We start from the raw sequence: 14921 nt of genomic DNA, 5'->3' as shown, positions 1-14921 counted from the left end.
ATGGCGTCCCCTAGGGGACTCGAACCCCTGTTACCGCCGTGAAAGGGCGGTGTCCTAGGCCACTAGACGAAGGGGACACGCTGCTGGCATTACTGCCTGCTTTCACTCCCTGCCGCGTTTCGCTGTGTGCTTTACGCTGCAAGTGGCGCGCATTCTATGGATGCTTCGGACATGCGTCAACCCCTTTGTAGAAATTTATTTAAATCAATGACTTCCGGGTAGCTTGGGGTGCAGATGCGGGCCCCGGTGTCGATATAGAAAGAAGCAACCCTGTGCCGCTGTTCGCCCCCCGGCGAACTCACTACACTCATGGGTGTAATTCTTCTTCAATGAGGCATTAACGGTGACACCACTTCTGATCACCCTGCTTATCGTGGCAGGCATCGCGTTGCTGATCGTGATCGGCTACCTCAACAATGTGGTCGAGAACGGCAAGATCGAACGCGTCCGGACCAGGATCGAGCTGGCCGACCGCCTGCGCCGCTGTGGCGAAATCACCGAGACCTTCCCCGGCCAGTTCATGTCCCCGGCCCTTAAACTGTTGCTGACCCGCCTGGAGCTGAACCTTAACCAGCGCCAGTTGGCGGTGGACAAGCACAATGCCGAGCTCAAGGCGCGCATCGCCGAACTGGAAGGGCTGATTGCCCTGGGCGACAAGCTACCGGTGAACAACCCGCCCAACCCGATCCACACCGAGGTCAAGGCCAAGGATGTGCGCTTCTTGCTGGAGGCGATGCACAACCAGGTCACCCGCGCCGCCCAGGAAGGCTTCCTGCCGGCCACCGAGGCCAAGCACTGGATCAAGGAGATCCGCCACATCCTGGTGCTGCTGCATATCGAGTTCTTCAACAACCTCGGCCAGCAGGCCTTGCAGAAGAACCAGCCGGGCCAGGCGCGCCTGGCGTTCGAACGGGGCGTGCAGTACCTGCGCAAACAGCCGGAGCCGAAGGTGTATGAAGAGCAGCTGACCTATCTGGAGAAGCTGCTGGCCCGGGCCAACGCCCAGGTGATGGACCGCATGGCCCCGGCCGAGGACGAGCACAACGAGTTGACCGACGGGCTCAAGACCGATGAGGAAGAGACCTGGAAGAAGAAGGTGATGTACGACTGATGCTTTAACCTGTACCGGCCTCTTCGCGGGCACGCCCGCTCCCACAGGTACAGCGCGATCCCTGTGGGAGCGGGCGTGCCCGCGAAGGGGCCGGCACAGCCCATAAAACACTCAGCAGTCAGTCAGTTCCAGAAAGATCGCCGCCAACCGCTCCAGCCCCACCTGGTCCGCCTCGCTGAACCGCCCAATCTTCGGGCTATCCAGGTCCAGCACCCCAATCAGCCGGCCTTCCTTCACCAGCGGAATCACCAGCTCGCTGTTGGACGCACTGTCACAGGCAATGTGCCCCGGGAACGCATGCACGTCCTCCACCCGCTGGGTTTGCCGCGTTGCCGCCGCCGCCCCGCACACGCCCTTGCCGAACGGAATGCGCACGCATGCCACTTGGCCCTGGAACGGCCCCAGCACCAACTCTTCGCTACGGTTGAGGTAAAACCCCGCCCAGTTCAGGTCGTCCACCTGGTTAAACAAAAACGCCGAAAACTGCGCGGCGTTGGCGATGAAGTCACGCTCGTCGGCAAACAGCGCCTGCACTTGCGCTGCCAGCAGGTTGTAGCCGTCGAGGCCGGCGCCACTGGCATTGAGGTCGATCATTTACTTTTGCTCCAACAATTGCAGCCCGACCCAATAGCGGGCGAACTGATAGGCACAACGGCCATTACGGTTACCGCGGCCGGTGGCCCAGCGCACGGCGAGTATGTCGAGCTCTTCGGTACGCTGCCAGGCCAGGCCCGCAGGGCGTGCCAGCTGGCCGATCCAGTGCTCGACCACATTCAGGAAGTGGTCTTGGGTAAACGGGTAGAACGACAGCCACAGGCCAAAGCGGTCAGACAGGGCAATCTTGTCTTCCACCGCTTCGCTAGGGTGCAGCTCGCCGTCCACGCGTTTCCAGTTCTCGTTGTCGCTTTCTTTCTCTGGCACCAGGTGGCGACGGTTGGAGGTGGCGTACAGCAGCACGTTGTCCGGCGCCTGCTCCAGCGAACCGTCCAGCACGCTCTTGAGCACCCGGTAGTCGCCCTCCCCGGCTTCGAACGACAGGTCGTCGCAGAACAGGATGAAGCGTTGCGGCAGCTTTTGCAGTTGCTCGACCACGCGCGGCAGGTCGGCCAGGTGGTCGCGTTCGATTTCGATCAGGCGCAGGCCGGCACCGGCGTGCTCGGCCAGCAGGGCACGCACCAGCGACGACTTGCCAGTGCCCCGAGAGCCCCACAGCAGCGCGTGGTTGGCCGGCAGGCCGTTGATGAACTGGTGGGTATTGCGGCCCAGCTGGTCACGCTGTTTGTCGACGCCGATCAGGTCGGTCAGGCGGATGTCCAGGCTGACTTCCAGTGGCAGCAGGTAGCCGCTGCGGCCATCGCGCTGCCAGCGGGCAGCCAGGGTGGTGCCCCAGTCGATGTTCGGGCGTTGGGCTGGCAGCAAGGGTTCGAGACGCGCCAGTACCGATTCGGCGCGGTCCAGGAAAGCAATCAAGCGAGCGTCCATGACGACTCCTAAGAATTTCAGTTTTTTGGGGCCGCTGCGCGCCCCTTCGCGGGCGCGCCCGCTCCCACAGGGAGTGCGTTCAGCCTGGGGCTACGCTGTACCTGTGGGAGCGGGCATGCCCGCGAAGGGGCGCAAAGCGGCCCCCGCTTGGCGATCAACTGAAATGAACAGACAGACCCACCAGTAGCCGGGGTTGATCGGCTATGCTTGCGCAGCGCAAGGAACGGGAAACCGGCTCGGGACTCATGGATATCAAGTTCACCAATCGCCTGTCATACAAGCAAGCCCGGTTGACAGTCCTGGTCGGCTTCATCCTGGGAACATTGCTCAGTCTCATCCAGATCGGCATCGATTATGCCAGCGAAGACGCGTCCATCAACCGCGAAGTGCACGCGTTGCTGCAAATCAGCCACAATCCGGCCTCGCGCATCGCCTACAACATCGACTCGGAACTGGCACTGGAGCTCACCCGCGGCCTGCTGCAATCGCCGGCCATCATCCGCGCACGGCTGATCGACAACAACGAAACGGTGCTGGCCGATGTCGAGCGCCCACGCCAGCAAGACCGCTACCGCCCGCTCAGCGACTTCCTGTTCGGCGAGCAGCGCCAGCTCAAGGAACGCCTGTACCTGACCCACATGCCCGAGGAATACCTCGGCACCCTGTACCTGGACGTCGACACCTACGCCTTCGGCAGCCGTTTCCTGGACCGTGCCGGCATCACCCTGCTCAACGGCTTTGCGCGCAGCCTGGTGCTGACCGGCATCCTGCTGGCGCTGTTCTACATGATGCTGACCAAGCCGCTGGTAACCGTGATCGGCGCACTCAGCGCCAGCGACCCGCGCAAACCCCGGCAAACCCGCCTGGACTGCCCGCACGGCCACGAACACGACGAAATCGGCGTGCTGGTGAAGGTCGCCAACCAGCAGTTCGTCAGCATGGCCACCGAAATCGAGCAACGGCGCACGGCGGAAAACCGCCTTACCCAGTACCTGAACGAACTGGAAGACATCGTCTCGGCACGCACCAACGAACTGAAAGCCAGCAACAGCAGCCTGAGCCTGTCCAACCAGGAGCTGGAAGAGGCCCGCCGCCGTGCACTGGACATGGCCCAGGCGCGCGCCGCCTTCCTGGCCAACATGAGCCACGAAATCCGTACCCCGCTCAACGGCATGCTGGGCATGATCGCCCTGGCGCTGGACAGCCCGCTGCCCAGCGAGCAGCGCCAGCAGCTGGCGATTGCCCATGACTCGGGCAAGGTACTGGTGGAACTGCTGAACGATATCCTCGACCTGTCCAAGTTCGACGCCGGCCAGCTGGAGCTGGAGCGCATCCCGTTCGACATGGGCTCGATGGTGGAAGACACCGCCAACCTGCTGTCGCAGAACACCGCGCAAAGCGTGGAACTGACCTGCCTGATTGCCCGCGACTTCCCCAGCGCCGTGCTCGGTGACCCCACGCGCGTGCGGCAGATCGTCAGCAACCTGCTGTCCAACGCGCTGAAGTTCACCCGCTTCGGCCGCGTCGATGTACGCCTGGTCACCATCGTCGGCGGCGTGCGCCTGGAAGTGCGCGACACCGGTATCGGCATCCCCGAAGAAGCCCAGGCGCGAATTTTTCAACCCTTCACCCAGGCCGGTGCCGGCATCACCCGCCAGTACGGCGGCACCGGCCTGGGCCTGGCGCTGACGCGCAACCTGTGCAAAGCCATGCAGGGCCACCTGCACATCCGCTCGGAGGCGGGCTTTGGCAGCTGCTTCAGTGCCGAGCTGCCATTGGCCGTGCACACCGAAGCCATTGCGCCGCTGCCATTGCACGGGCGCGTGGCAGCCCTGAGCCCAGCCGGCAGTGGGCTCAACGAACTGTTGCAAGGCCTGTTGCCCGCCTGGGGCCTGGCGTACCAGCGGCATGACAGGAGCGCAACACTGGACGCCAGCGCAATGGACCTGCTGATCACCGACGACGTGGACCACCTGTTCCAGCTGCGCCCGGCGCTGAAAACACCGATCCTGCTGGTGACCGCCTACGGTAATTTCCTACCCAGCGAACAGTCGATGGCCCTCGCCCCGCTCCATCAGCTGGCCCGGCCGCTGGCACGCAACGCCCTGTACCAGACCCTGCGCCGCACCTTGCAAGGGCACGAGCCCGAACACCCGCTGGCCAACCCGGCCATTACCCTGGAGGCAGGCCGTGCGCGAATACTGCTGGTGGAAGACAACCCGGTGAACCAGCTGGTAGCCAAGGGCATGCTGGCCAAGCTCGGCTGCCAGGTGCAACTGGCCACCCAGGGCGCCGAGGCCCTGGAGCTGCTGCAACAGGATGAATTCGACCTGGTGCTGATGGACTGCAACATGCCGGTGATGGACGGCTACGAGGCCAGCCGGCGCATCCGCCAGAGCGGCCGCTGGCCCGACCTGCCGATTGTCGCCCTCACCGCCAATGCCATGCCCGAGGAGCGTGAGCGCTGCCGGGCGGCGGGCATGAACGACTACCTGGCCAAGCCGTTCCGCCGCGAAGAGCTACTGGCGCTGGTCGACCACTGGGTGCCGGTCAACGGCTGAGCAGGCGCTCGATGTCTGCTGCCAGGGCCTGCGGTTTGGTACTGGGGGCGTAACGTTTGACCTGGCCATTGGCCGGGTCGACCAGGAACTTGGTGAAATTCCACTTGATCTTCTGGCTGCCCAGAATGCCCGGTGCGCGCTGCTTGAGCTCGACAAACAGTGGGTGAGCGCCCGGCCCGTTGACCTCGACCTTGCGAAACAGCGGGAAGCTCACGCCAAAGTTGCGCTCGCAGAACTGCGCAATATCCCGCGCATCGCCCGGCTCCTGCTTGCCGAACTGGTTGCAGGGAAAGCCCAGCACCACCAGGCCACGCTCGCGGTAAGCCTGCCAGAGTTGCTCCAGGCCCTTGTACTGGGGGGTAAAGCCGCACTGGCTGGCGGTATTGACCACCAGCAACGCCTTGCCCGGGAAGTCGCCAAGCTTCTTGTGCTCGCCGCCCAGGGTCACGCAGGGGATATCCAGCATCGTTGCAGCCATGGTCGGGCTCCGGTCAGTCGCGTGGGCGCAGGTCGATGCACACCGAGTTGATGCAGTAACGCAGGCCGGTCGGTGGCGGACCGTCAGGGAACACATGGCCCAGGTGCGCATCGCAACGCGCGCAGGTGACTTCGGTGCGGATCATGCCGTGGGAGGTGTCACGGATCTCGATCATCGCACTGTCCTCGATCGGCGCGTAGAAGCTCGGCCAGCCACAGCCGGAATCGAACTTGGTTTGCGCATCGAACAACGCCAGGCCACAGCAGATGCAATGGTAGATGCCATCGCGACGCTCGCTGTTGTACTTGCCGCTGAATGGCCGCTCGGTGCCCTTGAGGCGGCATACCTGATATTGCTCGGGGTCGAGCATCGAGCGCCATTCATCCAGGGTTTTTTCGATCTTTTTCATGCAGGAACCTCGGCAGGCTTAATTTCACCCCGTACCGTCTTTTCCGGGGCGCAGGTGGCACGTATATTAGTTGGCTTCGTGTGCCAGGCGTTCAGTCTGTCACCCGCTTCCTGCCCTTTCAAACCTTTCGGCGGGGCGTTGCGCGTTTTCTCAATCGGGATCCCATCATGCAGTTCAGCAAATCGAACAAGCTCGCCAATGTCTGCTACGACATTCGCGGCCCAGTGCTCAAGCACGCCAAGCGCCTGGAAGAGGAAGGCCACCGCATCCTCAAGCTGAACATCGGCAACCCGGCGCCGTTTGGCTTCGAGGCGCCCGATGAAATCCTCCAGGATGTGATCCGCAACTTGCCCACCGCGCAGGGCTACAGCGACTCCAAAGGCCTGTTCAGCGCCCGCAAGGCGGTGATGCAGTACTGCCAGCAAAAGGAGATCGAAGGCGTCACCATCGAGGACATCTACCTCGGTAATGGCGTGTCCGAGCTGATCGTGATGTCGATGCAGGCGCTGCTGAACAACGGCGACGAAGTGCTGATCCCGGCGCCCGACTACCCGCTGTGGACCGCCGCCGTGAGCCTGGCCGGCGGCAAGCCGGTGCACTACCTGTGCGACGAGCAGGCCGACTGGTTCCCCGACCTTGAAGACATCAAGGCCAAGATCACCCCGAACACCAAGGCCCTGGTGATCATCAACCCGAACAACCCGACCGGCGCGGTGTACTCCAAGGAGCTGCTGCTGGGCATGCTGGAACTGGCCCGCCAGCACAACCTGGTGGTGTTCTCCGACGAGATCTACGACAAGATCCTGTACGACGAAGCCGTGCACATCAGCACCGCCTCGCTGGCGCCCGACCTTCTGTGCCTGACCTTCAACGGCCTGTCCAAGTCGTACCGGGTGGCGGGCTTCCGTTCCGGCTGGCTGATCATCTCCGGGCCCAAGCACCATGCCCAGAGCTACATCGAAGGCATCGACATGCTGGCAAACATGCGCCTGTGCGCCAACGTGCCTGCCCAGCACGCCATCCAGACTGCGCTGGGCGGCTACCAGAGCATCAACGACCTGGTGCTGCCACCAGGCCGCCTGCTGGAGCAGCGCAACCGCACCTATGAACTGCTCAACGACATCCCGGGCGTTAGCTGCGTGAAGCCGATGGGTGCGTTGTATGCGTTCCCGCGCATCGACCCGAAGGTGTGCCCGATCCTCAACGACGAGAAGTTCGCGCTTGACCTGTTGCTGTCGGAGAAGCTGCTGATTGTTCAGGGTACGGCGTTCAACTGGCCATGGCCGGACCACTTCCGCGTGGTGACCTTGCCGCGGGTGGATGACCTGGAAGCGGCAATTGGCCGGATCGGGAATTTCCTGCGGACTTATTCGCAGTAAGTACCGGCCTCTTCGCGGGCAAGCCCGCTCCCACAGGTACAGCACAAGGCTTGAAACCTGTGCTAATCCTGTGGGAGCGGGCATGCCCGCGAATGGGCTGCACAGCAGCCCCCTGCAATCTCACGGCATGTTTCTTACATCCTGCAACGCTCTATCCCACAGCCCCCGCGCCATCCTCTGCCATACTCCGCCGTACACAGTTTGAAATAGTCGCCCGATTGAATCGACGCGACAGGCCCCTTATATACCCCGCAGTAAGCGACAATTCATCCGTCAGGAGAACGTAACAACCATGATGCGCATTCTGTTGTTTGTGGCCACCAACCTTGCGGTGGTGCTGGTTGCAAGCATTACCCTGAGCCTGTTCGGTTTCAACGGGTTCATGGCCGCCAACGGGGTCGACCTGAACCTCAGCAGCCTGCTGGTGTTCTGCGCCGTGTTCGGCTTTGCCGGCTCCCTGGTCTCGCTGTTCATCTCCAAGTGGATGGCGAAGATGAGCACCGGCACCCAGATCATCAGCCAGCCACGCACCCGCCACGAGCAGTGGCTGTTGCAAACGGTCGAGGAGCTGTCCCGCGAAGCCGGTATCAAAATGCCCGAGGTGGGTATCTTCCCGGCTTACGAGGCCAACGCCTTCGCCACCGGCTGGAACCGTAACGACGCGCTGGTAGCGGTATCCCAGGGCCTGCTGGAGCGCTTCTCACCCGATGAAGTGCGTGCGGTGCTGGCCCACGAAATCGGCCACGTGGCCAACGGCGACATGGTCACCCTGGCGCTGGTGCAGGGCGTGGTGAACACCTTTGTGATGTTCTTTGCGCGCATCATCGGCAACTTCGTCGACAAGGTCATCTTCAAGAACGAAGAAGGCCAGGGCATTGCCTACTACGTGGCGACCATCGTTGCCGAGCTGATCCTGGGCATTCTGGCCAGCATGATCGTGATGTGGTTCTCGCGCCGCCGCGAATACCGCGCCGACGAAGCCGGTGCGCAACTGGCCGGTACTGCGGCGATGATCGGTGCGCTGCAACGCCTGCGCGTGGAGCAAGGCCTGCCGGTGCACATGCCTGACACCATGAAAGCCTTCGGCATCAATGGTGGCCTGAAGCACGGCCTGGCCGGGCTGCTGATGAGCCACCCGCCGCTGGAAGACCGTATCGAGGCCCTGCGCCGCCGCGGTTGATCCACTGGGCAATGCAGAATGGGCGGCTTCGGTCGCCCTTTTTTGTGCATGCCTTCACCGGCCCTATCGCCGGCAAGCCAGCTCCCACAGTCACTCCACAGTATTTGAGCCTGCGGTACTCCTGTGGGAGCCGGCTTGCCGGCGATAGGGCCAGTACAGACAGCCCATCAATCACCGGCTGACCCGGTACACCCGCTCCAACAGGCTGGAGGCCCCTGCCTGCAAGAACTTGGGGCTGTCCTGGATCATCTCCACTGCCTCCAGCTCATCCAGCTGCCAACCCGCCAACCCCTGCCGCACCTCTTCATCCCCCACCGAAAACGGCGGCCCATCCAGCAGCGACTGGTCATAATCCAGCGTCACCAGCAGCCCCCTGCACCTCGCAGGCAGCAAAGCTGACAACAGCTGCATGTACCCCGCACGCATCGGCGCAGGAAGCGCAATCAGCGCCGCACGGTCATACAGCCCCACGCAGTCCCCGACATCCTCCGCCCGCAGCGCAAAGAAGTCGCCACACCACAATTCCACGTCACCATGACGCCAGACCTCGAACGCGCCTTGCTCACGCACCTCGGGTTCAAGCCCATGCTCGCGGAAGAAACCCTCCACCGCCCGCCGCGACAGCTCCACACCCAGCACGCGATACCCCTGCCCCGCCAGCCAGGCCAAGTCCAGGCTTTTGCCACACAACGGCACCAGCACGCGACCGCCAGGCGCCAGCGCCAACGTTGGCCAGTGCGCTTGCAAGTACGGGTTGACCTGCCCCTGATGAAAGCCGATCTGGTTGTCGGCCCACCGTTTGTGCCAGAACGCTGGCTCCATGGTTGCTCCTTGTTTATCGAGTAAACCGATAGAAAACGCGTAAAACTTGCGATGGATATCGATCAGTTTCTGATCGAAGATGAGTGCATCTTAACCTTCAGGACCTCGCCATGCTGCCCAGCCTGTTCATCTCCCATGGTTCCCCCATGCTCGCCCTGCACCCCGGTGCCAGCGGGCCAGCGTTGACCGGGCTGGCCAACAGCCTGCCACGGCCCAAGGCCATCGTGGTGGTGTCGGCGCACTGGGAGAGCCGTGAGCTGCTGGTGACCGCCAGCGCACAGCCCGAGACCTGGCACGACTTCTACGGCTTCCCGCCGGCTTTGTACGCGGTGCAGTACCCCGCTCCGGGTGAGCCTTCCCTGGCAGGCCAGGTCAGCGAGTTGTTGAAGGCTGCCGGGCTGCCAGCCCGACTGGACGCTCAGCGCCCGTTCGACCACGGCGCCTGGGTGCCACTGTCGCTGATGTATCCGGATGCAAGCATTCCGATGGTACAGGTTTCGCTGCCCAGCCACATGGGGCCGGCGCTGCAGGTAAAGGTGGGCCAGGCGTTGGCGGGGTTGCGCGCTGAAGGTGTGCTGCTGATCGGTTCGGGCAGTATTACCCATAACCTGGGCGAGCTGGACTGGCATGCCGGGCCGGAGGTGATCGAGCCGTGGGCGCTGGCGTTCAGGGATTGGGTGGTGGAGCGACTACGGGCGGATGATCAGGCGGCGTTGCTGGATTACCGGCAGCAGGCGCCATATGCGGTGCGTAACCATCCCAGTGATGAGCATTTACTGCCGCTGTTCTTTGCGCTGGGGGCTGGGGGCAAGTTTGGGGTGGTGCACCAAGGTTTTACCTTAGGGGCGCTGGGGATGGACATTTATCGGTTCGACTGAAGGGCCCCTTCGCGGGCTTGCCCGCTCCCACAGGTCCTGCACAGGCATTGAAACCTGTGGGGTACCTGTGGGAGCGGGCAAGCCCGCGAAAGGGCCGGTACAGGCAAAAAAAATCCCCAGCCAAGGCCGGGGATTTTTTTATTGCGCCAGGATCAATCCTCGCGGTAGCGACGCAGCTTCAGCTGCTTGCCAGCCACGCGGGTGTCCTTGAGCTTGGACAGCAGCTTCTCCAGGCCGTCTTCCGGCAGCTCGACCAGGCTGAAGCTGTCGCGCACCTGGATACGGCCGATGGCGTCACGGGCCAGGCCGCCTTCGTTGAGGATCGCGCCCAGCAGGTTCTTGGCAGCGATACCGTCACGGGCACCCAGGGCGGTACGGCAACGCACGCGGCCTTCGGCCAACGGCATCGGCGCACGGCGCTCGCGGTCACCACGGTCAGGGCGCTCGCTGCGCTCACCACGCTCGGTACGCTCGCCACGCGGGGCACCAACGCCCGGCACCAGCGGCTGCTCACGCTCTACCGCCGCCAGGTCCAGCGCCTGGCCATTGGTGGCCTTGCGCAACAGGGCAGCGGCCAGGGCACGCGCGCTGCAACCCAGGTCGGCAGTCAGGCGGTCGAACAGGTCGCCGTGGGTGGCTTCGGCTTCGGCTACCAGTGGCGCCAGGCTCGAAGTCAGCTTCTTGATGCGGGCATCCAGCACGGCCTGGGCATTCGGCAGGCGGGCTTCGGCTACCTTTTGACCGGTAACACGCTCGATCACCTGCAGCATGCGGCGCTCACGCGGGGTAACCAGCAGCAGCGCACGGCCTTCGCGACCGGCACGGCCGGTACGGCCGATACGGTGCACGTAGGACTCCGGGTCGTACGGCATGTCAACGTTGAACACGTGAGTGATGCGCGGCACGTCCAGGCCACGGGCAGCAACGTCGGTGGCAACCACGATGTCCAGGCGGCCATCCTTGAGCGAGTCGATCACACGCTCACGCTGGTTCTGGGCGATGTCACCGTTCAGTGCGGCAGCCTTGTAGCCTTTGGCTTCCAGCGCGGCGGCCAGGTCCAGGGTGGCTTGCTTGGTGCGCACGAAGGCGATCAGCGCGTCGAACTCTTCCACTTCCAGCAGACGCAGCACAGCCGGGATCTTCTGGTCGGCGTGGACCATCAGGTGGGCCTGCTCGATCGCGGTAACGGTCTGGGTCTTGCTCTGGATCTTGACGTGCTTGGGCTCACGCAGGTGACGTTCGGCGATCGAACGGATCGACGACGGCAGGGTAGCGGAGAACAGTACGGTCTGACGGGTAGCCGGGATGGCATCGAAGATCACTTCGAGGTCGTCCATGAAGCCCAGCTTCAGCATCTCGTCGGCTTCGTCCAGTACCAGGTACTGCACGGTCGACAGGACTTTTTCGTCACGACGCAGGTGGTCGCACAGGCGGCCCGGGGTGGCCACGACGATTTGCGCGCCATTGCGGATTGCACGCAGCTGTGGGCCCATCGGGGCGCCACCGTATACGGCAACCACGTTCACGCCCGGCATCTGCTTGGCGTAGGTTTCGAAAGCGGTAGCAACTTGCAGCGCCAACTCGCGTGTTGGCGCCAGGATCAGGGCTTGCGGTTCGCGCTTGCTCACATCGATCTTGTTGAGGATCGGCAGGGCGAAGGCAGCGGTCTTGCCGGTGCCCGTCTGCGCCTGGCCGATCATGTCATGACCGGCGAGGATGATCGGGATCGATTGTTGCTGAATGGCGGACGGCTCTTCGTAGCCGGTAGCCAGAACGGCAGCAACAATATTCGGATTAAGATCGAGAGCGGCGAAGCCGCCGGTTTCCTGGGTCATGGGTCTGCCTCTAGGTGCATCCGCAAAGACCCATGCTCCAAAGCTGCACATGCCTTGAAAGACCGTCAGGTCACCCAGGCAGCTTTGGCGGCGGGGATTTGCGAAAACGATTGAAAAAGAATACTTGGGAAGGTCCGCCTAGCGGACGTGCAGCCGAAGCTGGACTCGGAGGATTTGCACCACCTGATTTTGAGGTCCGCTAAAAGACCGGCGCGTACTATACCCGAAATCGTACGGGGACGTGAGGAATATTTTCAGGGTGCAGGGCCAGTATCGGGCCATCAGTAAAGAGCGGCTGAAACGATTCCTGCCTGCGAAACCGCACCGCCTGCTTCGCGGGCACGCCCGCTCCCACAGGGATACCACCGAACTCAAGGGCGGCGAATATCCTGTGGGAGCGGGCGCGCCCGCGAAGCAGGCGCCGCGGTCTTCAGGTAGCCGGCCGGATCTCGCGGATCAACCCTTCCAGGCTGTAACCCAACCGCGGCGCCAGCGCCTCGGCCCGGGCGCGCAGCCCTTCCAGGTCCAGCGTTTGCTCAAGGTCCGCCGGCACCAGCAGGATCACGTTGCCCTCCTTCACCGGCAGCTCCCAGTAATGCCGGTGGTACAGCCCGCGCAGCAACGCCGCACCCAGCGGCTTGCCATCATCGGTGGCCCACTGGTTGATCACCAGCCAACCACCCGGGTTCAGCTGTTGCTGGCATTTTTCAAGGAAATTCCACGCCAGGTGCCCCACGCCCGGGCCGTGGTCGGTGTACAGGTCGACGAACAGCAGGTCGGCCTTCTCTGCCGTGGGCAGCAACTCGATGGCATCACCAATGCGCACGTACAACCGTGGGTCGTCATCCAGCCCAAGGTGTTCCATGGCCAGGCGCGGTACATCCGGGCGCAGTTCGATGGCCTCGATGTCTTCCAGCGGCAGGAACTTCATGCAGGCCTGGGTCAGCGTGCCGGCACCCAGGCCAAGAAACAGCGCGCTCTCCGGCTGCTCATGGCACAGCGCGCCCACCAGCATGGCACGGGTGTAGTCGTATTCCAGCCAGCTGGGATCGGCCGTGAACACACAGCTTTGCTCGATGGCATCGCCGAATTCCAGAAAGCGGTAGTCGTCTACTTCATACACGCTGATGACGCCAAAGGCATCCTCCACTCGCGCCAGCAGCCGCTCTTCCCGTTCCGCCGTCATGCTCACCACCCACCCGCGCAAAAACGCGCATTGTCCGCCAACACCCTGGATGCAACAAGCACAGCGCCAACTGTTACCATGGCCTGAAGCCTACAACCTACAAGACCGAGCCCGAGATGAACCAACCGTGGAGCCCTGACAGCTGGCGCGCCCTGCCGATCCAGCAGCAACCGACCTACCCCGACGCCGCGCACCTGCTGAAGGTTGAACAGACCCTGGCCAGCTACCCGCCACTGGTGTTCGCAGGCGAGGCACGTGAGCTGCGCCGGCAGTTTGCCGAGGTAACCGAAGGCCGCGCCTTCCTGTTGCAGGGTGGCGACTGCGCCGAGAGCTTTGCCGAGTTCTCGGCGGCGAAAATCCGCGACACCTTCAAGGTGCTGCTGCAAATGGCCATTGTCATGACCTTTGCTGCCGGTTGCCCGGTGGTCAAGGTCGGGCGCATGGCCGGGCAATTTGCCAAGCCACGCTCCTCGGGCGACGAAACCATTGGCGACATCACCCTGCCCGCCTACCGTGGCGATATCGTCAACGGCATCGGTTTTGACGCCAAAAGCCGCATTCCCGACCCGGAGCGCCTGCTGCAGGCTTACCACCAGGCCACCGCCAGCCTCAACCTGTTGCGCGCCTTCGCCCAGGGCGGTTTTGCCGACCTGCACCAGGTGCACAAGTGGAACCTGGACTTCATCGCCAACTCGGCGCTGGCCGACAAGTACCACCAGCTGGCCAACCGCATCGACGAAACCCTGGCGTTCATGCGCGCCTGCGGCCTGGACAGCGCACCGCAACTGCGCGAAACCAGCTTCTTCACTGCCCACGAAGCGCTGCTGCTGAACTACGAAGAAGCCTTCGTGCGCCAGGACAGCCTGACCGGCGACTACTACGACTGTTCGGCGCACATGCTGTGGATTGGCGACCGCACCCGCCAGCTGGACGGCGCCCATGTGGAGTTCCTGCGCGGGGTGCACAACCCGATCGGGGTCAAGGTCGGCCCGAGCATGAACCCCGAAGAGCTGATCCGTCTGATCGACACGCTGAACCCGGCCAACGACCCCGGGCGCCTGAACCTGATCGTACGCATGGGTGCGAGCAAGGTGGGCGACCACCTGCCGGGGCTGATCCGCACCGTCGAGCGCGAGGGGCGCAAGGTGCTGTGGAGCTCGGACCCGATGCACGGCAACACCATCAAGGCCAGCAGTGGCTACAAGACCCGGGATTTTGCGCAGATCCTGGATGAGGTGAAGCAGTTCTTCCAGGTGCACCAGGCCGAAGGCAGCCATGCGGGCGGCATTCATATCGAGATGACCGGGCAGAACGTTACCGAATGCATTGGCGGTGCACGGCCGATTACCGAGGATGCGCTGTCAGATCGTTACCACACGCACTGTGATCCGCGGATGAATGCCGATCAGTCGCTGGAGCTGGCGTTTTTGATTGCCGAAACCTTGAAGCAGGTAAGGCGTTAAGGCTGGCAGTGCATGCCTTGGGCTTTGTGGCGCTTGTGAGATCGAGCGCCGCCCGCGCGGCGCTTCGCGGGGCAAGCCCGCTCCCACATTTGTTGCAACGTGCCGAACCTGACAGGCCATGGTCGCCTGCCTTGTTC

At 63.2% G+C, this 14921-nt stretch carries 12 protein-coding genes, 1 tRNA gene and 1 pseudogene; 6 read left to right on the top strand and 8 right to left on the bottom strand.

Annotated elements, in window-relative coordinates:
- Position 1: 1 nt before the first annotated feature.
- Positions 2–77, bottom strand: a tRNA-Glu gene (locus ACIQUI_RS20170).
- A gap of 266 nt (positions 78–343) precedes the next feature.
- Between ACIQUI_RS20170 and ACIQUI_RS20165 the strand changes: the two genes are divergently transcribed.
- Positions 344–1111, top strand: coding sequence for a hypothetical protein (locus ACIQUI_RS20165; protein WP_403202022.1), 768 nt, complete (start codon positions 344–346; stop codon positions 1109–1111).
- 111 nt (positions 1112–1222) lie between these two features.
- On the opposite strand, the gene ACIQUI_RS20160 is transcribed toward ACIQUI_RS20165, so the two are convergent.
- Together ACIQUI_RS20160 and ACIQUI_RS20155 are read right to left on the bottom strand one after the other, a co-directional pair.
- Complete coding sequence (locus ACIQUI_RS20160) at positions 1223–1705, bottom strand: GAF domain-containing protein (protein WP_403202019.1); 483 nt, start codon at positions 1703–1705, stop codon at positions 1223–1225.
- Positions 1706–2593 (bottom strand): DUF815 domain-containing protein, encoded by an 888-nt coding sequence (locus ACIQUI_RS20155; protein WP_391135555.1) that lies wholly within the window; start codon positions 2591–2593, stop codon positions 1706–1708. It lies immediately after the preceding gene.
- 203 nt (positions 2594–2796) lie between these two features.
- Between ACIQUI_RS20155 and ACIQUI_RS20150 the strand changes: the two genes are divergently transcribed.
- Positions 2797–5154: a response regulator gene (locus tag ACIQUI_RS20150; protein WP_403202016.1), complete on the top strand. Its 2358-nt coding sequence runs from the start codon at positions 2797–2799 to the stop codon at positions 5152–5154.
- Here the strand turns inward: ACIQUI_RS20150 and ACIQUI_RS20145 are convergent.
- Together ACIQUI_RS20145 and msrB are read right to left on the bottom strand one after the other, a co-directional pair.
- Positions 5144–5632, bottom strand: a complete 489-nt coding sequence (locus ACIQUI_RS20145; protein WP_403202013.1) for a glutathione peroxidase — start codon at positions 5630–5632, stop codon at positions 5144–5146. The genes ACIQUI_RS20150 and ACIQUI_RS20145 overlap by 11 nt on opposite strands.
- Before the next feature lie 13 nt (positions 5633–5645).
- Positions 5646–6041: a peptide-methionine (R)-S-oxide reductase MsrB gene (gene msrB / locus ACIQUI_RS20140; protein ID WP_016715103.1), complete on the bottom strand. Its 396-nt coding sequence runs from the start codon at positions 6039–6041 to the stop codon at positions 5646–5648.
- Positions 6042–6208: 167 nt separating this feature from the next.
- Between msrB and ACIQUI_RS20135 the strand changes: the two genes are divergently transcribed.
- Together ACIQUI_RS20135 and htpX are read left to right on the top strand one after the other, a co-directional pair.
- Positions 6209–7420: a pyridoxal phosphate-dependent aminotransferase gene (locus ACIQUI_RS20135; protein ID WP_012313392.1), complete on the top strand. Its 1212-nt coding sequence runs from the start codon at positions 6209–6211 to the stop codon at positions 7418–7420.
- Between the two features lie 292 nt (positions 7421–7712).
- The gene (htpX, locus tag ACIQUI_RS20130; protein ID WP_016715101.1) at positions 7713–8600 is read left to right on the top strand and encodes a protease HtpX; all 888 of its coding nucleotides are present in this window, start codon (positions 7713–7715) and stop codon (positions 8598–8600) included.
- Between the two features lie 171 nt (positions 8601–8771).
- On the opposite strand, the gene ACIQUI_RS20125 is transcribed toward htpX, so the two are convergent.
- Entirely contained in the window at positions 8772–9422 is a 651-nt protein-coding gene (locus tag ACIQUI_RS20125) for a thiopurine S-methyltransferase (protein WP_403202008.1), read from the bottom strand.
- Between the two features lie 110 nt (positions 9423–9532).
- Here ACIQUI_RS20125 and ACIQUI_RS20120 point away from each other — a divergent pair, with 110 nt between their 5' ends.
- A complete protein-coding gene (locus ACIQUI_RS20120) occupies positions 9533–10300 on the top strand; it encodes a DODA-type extradiol aromatic ring-opening family dioxygenase (protein ID WP_403202006.1) in 768 nt (255 codons plus the stop codon).
- Between the two features lie 152 nt (positions 10301–10452).
- On the opposite strand, the pseudogene ACIQUI_RS20115 reads toward ACIQUI_RS20120, so the two are convergent.
- Together ACIQUI_RS20115 and ACIQUI_RS20110 are read right to left on the bottom strand one after the other, a co-directional pair.
- Positions 10453–12169, bottom strand: a pseudogene (locus tag ACIQUI_RS20115) (DEAD/DEAH box helicase).
- 396 nt (positions 12170–12565) lie between these two features.
- A complete protein-coding gene (locus tag ACIQUI_RS20110) occupies positions 12566–13321 on the bottom strand; it encodes a spermidine synthase (RefSeq protein WP_403202002.1) in 756 nt (251 codons plus the stop codon).
- A gap of 116 nt (positions 13322–13437) precedes the next feature.
- Between ACIQUI_RS20110 and ACIQUI_RS20105 the strand changes: the two genes are divergently transcribed.
- The gene (locus ACIQUI_RS20105) at positions 13438–14784 is read left to right on the top strand and encodes a class II 3-deoxy-7-phosphoheptulonate synthase (RefSeq protein WP_004575935.1); all 1347 of its coding nucleotides are present in this window, start codon (positions 13438–13440) and stop codon (positions 14782–14784) included.
- The last annotated feature ends 137 nt before the right edge of the window (positions 14785–14921 follow it).

It is taken from the genome of Pseudomonas sp. NPDC090592, from assembly GCF_044769185.1.
GTDB lineage: Bacteria > Pseudomonadota > Gammaproteobacteria > Pseudomonadales > Pseudomonadaceae > Aquipseudomonas.
This window is presented reverse-complemented; position numbering and strand designations above follow the sequence as displayed.